Origin of the sequence: Dietzia sp. B44, from assembly GCF_014145245.1 — a bacterium.
GTDB lineage: Bacteria > Actinomycetota > Actinomycetes > Mycobacteriales > Mycobacteriaceae > Dietzia > Dietzia natronolimnaea.
Map to the genome: position 1 here is coordinate 1 of NZ_JAALEF010000077.1, position 3,721 is coordinate 3,721.

5 protein-coding genes are annotated in these 3,721 nt (G+C 70.4%); all 5 read right to left on the reverse strand.

The features are described 5' to 3' along the window. Positions 1-61: 61 nt before the first annotated feature. Complete coding sequence (locus G6017_RS03205) at positions 62-1,162, reverse strand: esterase-like activity of phytase family protein (protein WP_182615931.1); 1,101 nt, start codon at positions 1,160-1,162, stop codon at positions 62-64. Between the two features lie 428 nt (positions 1,163-1,590). After that, the gene (locus G6017_RS03210) at positions 1,591-1,812 is read right to left on the reverse strand and encodes a hypothetical protein (RefSeq protein ID WP_182610156.1); all 222 of its coding nucleotides are present in this window, start codon (positions 1,810-1,812) and stop codon (positions 1,591-1,593) included. Between the two features lie 67 nt (positions 1,813-1,879). Next, complete coding sequence (locus G6017_RS03215) at positions 1,880-2,569, reverse strand: YceI family protein (protein WP_182610157.1); 690 nt, start codon at positions 2,567-2,569, stop codon at positions 1,880-1,882. A gap of 82 nt (positions 2,570-2,651) precedes the next feature. Then, the gene (locus G6017_RS03220; protein WP_182615932.1) at positions 2,652-3,284 is read right to left on the reverse strand and encodes a response regulator transcription factor; all 633 of its coding nucleotides are present in this window, start codon (positions 3,282-3,284) and stop codon (positions 2,652-2,654) included. Next, positions 3,281-3,721: sensor histidine kinase (locus G6017_RS03225; RefSeq protein WP_182615934.1), on the reverse strand; the 441-nt coding region annotated here is incomplete at its 5' end. The genes G6017_RS03225 and G6017_RS03220, both read right to left, overlap by 4 nt.

Consider the following 3,721-nt stretch of genomic DNA (forward strand, 5'->3'; position numbering starts at 1 on the left):
CCCGGCCACCCTGGATGGTGGCCGGGCCCTGCCGCGGTGCGTCAGAGCCGATCGTGCCGGCTCAGAGGGACGGAAGAAGGGTCGGCACCAGGGTCGGCGCGTCGCCCGACGATCCGAAGACCGGACTGAGGCCCGCGAGCGAACCGAGGACCGTGTCCAGGTCGTCGAGCGACCCGTCAACGGTGTCGTCGTCCTCCACCGTGCACTCACCGGCCTCGGAGACGGCGGTGCGCAGACCGACCCCTGCGGTGGCCGCGTCGTCGGCCCACAGGAACCTGACCCGCTCGGTGGTGCCGGTGGCGCCTCCCAGGAGGCACTCGACGGTCTCGCGGTGGGAGGCGAAACCCTCGTTGGCGAGGTTGGGCATGCCGACCGGCCGGGCGTAGAGGGTGCCGTCGGTGACGAACCCGGTCCCGTCGAAGGTCATCTCGACCGAGCGTCCCTCGCAGACCTCGTCACACAGCACCCGCAGGACGCCGGACACCTCGTCGTGGTCGAGCGCCATCACGCCCGTGAACGGTGAGGTGTACGTCTGCATCTCGGTCACCGCACCTCCGTCACCCAGCCGCACGAAGTGGACCTTCCCGGTCCCCTCGACGCCCACGGCGAAGGCTCCGCCGAACGCCTCGGGGAGGTATTCGATGGCCTCGAGGCCGGCGTTCGCGCCGATCGGCCCGGTGAGGGAGGTCAGCGAGTACTCGTCCGTGGCGCTGAGCGTGCCGGAATCGCGGTCGGTGGGCAGGACGAAGCGCAGGATCGAGGGGCAACTGGTGCTGCCGGCGTCGTTGTTGCGCTCGGTGGCCACGTAGATCACGCCGTCCGGCCCCACGGTGACGCCCTCGGAATCGGGTAGGCCCGAACCGTCGGGGTAGGTGAGGACGAAGGTGCGGGCGAGCGAGTAGGTGCCTGCACTGTGGTCGTGGGCCAGGACGTACAGCGTGCCGGTGCCGTTGTTCACCACGTAGGCGGTGCCGTCGGCCGCGATGTCGACGCCCGACATGTCGTCGTCCTCGGCGAAGGCGCCACCGAGCGCGACGGGGGTGATCGTCAGCGGGTCGAAGGGCCAGGGCGACGTCACCACGCTGGTGGCGGGTATCGCCAGCGCCGCGCCGGCGGCGAGGGCGACCGTGAGGACGCCTGAGCTGATGGTCCGTGAGCGCATCGGGGGCCTTTCCTGGGCAATGACTGAGTGACTGACCAGGTGCCCGTAGGAGGGTCGGGTGCCGGGTCCGTGTCCGGTAGGTGGCGACGAGCTGAACGTTTACCGCTGACCGTCTGCTGCTGTCGGCCGCCGGACACCGCCAGGTGGGCCCGGCCCGAACTGATGGAACCGAGCAGCCCCTCCGAACCGTCGAACCGATCGGAAGAACCGGGAGAGGACCGACATGCGATCAACGACGAGGCGGGGAGACGAGTGACCACACCACAACCGGGACGTGCCCGCAGGTCGCAGAGATGGGATCCGCTGTCGCCGTCCTATGCCATCCCGATGGTCGTACTGCTGCTCCTGTGCGCGGTGGGTGTCTCGGTCGGAGCGTGGAGGAGTGTGTTCCCGACCGAGGGCAGCCTGCGTCCGGAGGAACTCCCCGCTCACTTCATGCTGCTCACCCTGAGCCTGATGCTCTTCCTGGCGGCCGAGCTTTCAGGATCCGTGCAACTCTGGCGAACGAGGTGGAGCGAACGGACCATCACGACGTGCATCGCGTCGATCCGTGGCCTCATCGCCGCGTACGGTGTGGCGTCCACGGTGGTGTTCGCTCTCGCCGCAGGGTCGGCGTGGGCGTGGAGCGCCGTCATCCCCGTCGCGTTCATCGCCTACGTCGTGCGTATGGAGATCGGACTGCGAGAGCAGATCGGACCTCCTCAGACCGAGGCACGGCTACTGCCGGGCCAGGCTCACCAGGAAGTCGATCGTTCCGGACGTTTCCACGGCGACAAAGCCGAGGCTCGGCGGCTCGACCCCGACCTCGGCCCAGGTGAGGGGGACCGCGCCGGAGGCGATCAGGGCGTCGCCCGTCCGTAGGACGGTCACCTCAATGTCCTCACGGACGGTCGTGCCCTTGATCGTCAGCTCGACCACCATCGGGATCGACACCGTTGTGCCGTCCGACGGCACCGCAGCCAGATCCACGGGTTCGGCCACGGTGAGTGTCGCCGAGGGATGGGACCCGGCATCGAGGATCTGGGGTGAGCGGGCCTGGGCGTCGCGCTGGTCGATGTCCGTCTCGATTCCCGCCACCTGCACGTCGAACGATGCGGACTCCAGGGTGGTCCCGGACACGACCGCCCGGCCGCTCACCTGGTCGGTGCTGCCGACGACGGTGACCGGCTCCCCGCGCAGGATCTCGTTGACCGTGTACCCGGCAGTCGTCTCGTTGGGCGCGGTCCCCGGCACCACCACCCACGTGCCCTCCAGGGTGCCGGTCGCCTCCTCGGCTCCGTCGACGGAGACGGTCGCGGCCGGCGCGTCGTCACCTCCACGCACGGCTTTGTAGAGGTAGGGCGCCGCGATCAGCGCGACGACGACGATGACGACGACAGCGCCGATGATCCAGGGGAGTCTCCGCATGGGACGAGCTTAGGAACTCCGGCGAGGTGGGCGGATGAGTATCGACCGAAGATCACGCCGACGTCAGGTCACGCCGTAGCCGCTACACCACCCCGAGCTCGCGGGCCCTGGCCACCGCGGCCGTCCGGGACGTCACACCGAGTTTGTCGAAGACGTGCACGAGGTGCGTCTTGACCGTCGCCTCCGACACGTTCAGGGACGCCGCGACCTGCCGATTGGTCTCGCCCGTCGCCACCGCCCGCAACACGTCCACCTCGCGATCGGTCAGCACCGGCCGTGGGTCGCGCAGCCGGTTCATCAGAGTGGCGGCGACGGTGGGGGAGAGCGCGCTCTCCCCGGCCGCCGCGGCGCGGACGGCGGCCAGCAGCTCGTCGGGACCGGCGTCCTTGAGGAGGTAGCCGCAGGCCCCCGCCTCGATCGCCCCGATGATGTCCGCATCGGTGTCGTGGCTGGTCAGGACCAGGACCTGCGGTGGTGACCCGAGTGCGCGGAGTCGCCGGGTCGCCCTGACCCCCGCGGAGGCGTCACCCGCGAAGCGCAGGTCCATGAGCACCACGTCCACGTCGCCGATCCGCGCCCGCTCGACAGCGCCGTCAGCGGTGGGGACGTCGGCCACCACCTCGATGGCGGGGTCCGACGCGACCAACGCGCGAAGGCCTGTCCGGACCACCGCGTGATCGTCCGCGATCAGAACGCGCACGCTCGTCGTCGTCATGTCCCCGAGCCTCCCACCACCGTCGGGAGCACGGCGCGGATCGTGGTCCCCGCGCCGGTCTCGGAGCTCACGTCGAACTCTCCTCCCAGCCCGGACACCCGACGCGCCATCCCGTCCAGACCGAACGATGCGGTGGGCCGCGGCGCGGCCACGTCGAAACCCCGACCGTCATCGCGCACCTCGAGCGCGACCGCGGTGGATGACCCGGTCAGCGTCACCTCGACCCTCGAGGGTGAGGCGTGTGTGACCGCGTTCGCCAACGCCTCCTGCGCCACGCGGACGAGCACGGCGGCGACCTCGGGGGGAGGGTCGACCTCGAGGGAGCAGTCCGCGGTCACCTCGATCCCCGGATGCTCCGCGCGGGTCCGCTCCGCGACGCGGCCCAGTGCGCCCGCGAGCGACACGCCGTCGAGCGGAGCGGGGCGTAGCGCGGCGAT

What these genes read in the sequence shown, in the direction of transcription:
- G6017_RS03205 (WP_182615931.1), bottom strand. Translation starts at nt 1,162, where the DNA reads ATGCGCTCACGGACCATCAGCTCAGGCGTCCTCACGGTCGCCCTCGCC.
- G6017_RS03210 (WP_182610156.1), bottom strand. Translation starts at nt 1,812, where the DNA reads ATGAACGCGACGGGGATGACGGCGCTCCACGCCCACGCCGACCCTGCG.
- G6017_RS03215 (WP_182610157.1), bottom strand. Translation starts at nt 2,569, where the DNA reads ATGCGGAGACTCCCCTGGATCATCGGCGCTGTCGTCGTCATCGTCGTC.
- G6017_RS03220 (WP_182615932.1), bottom strand. Translation starts at nt 3,284, where the DNA reads ATGACGACGACGAGCGTGCGCGTTCTGATCGCGGACGATCACGCGGTG.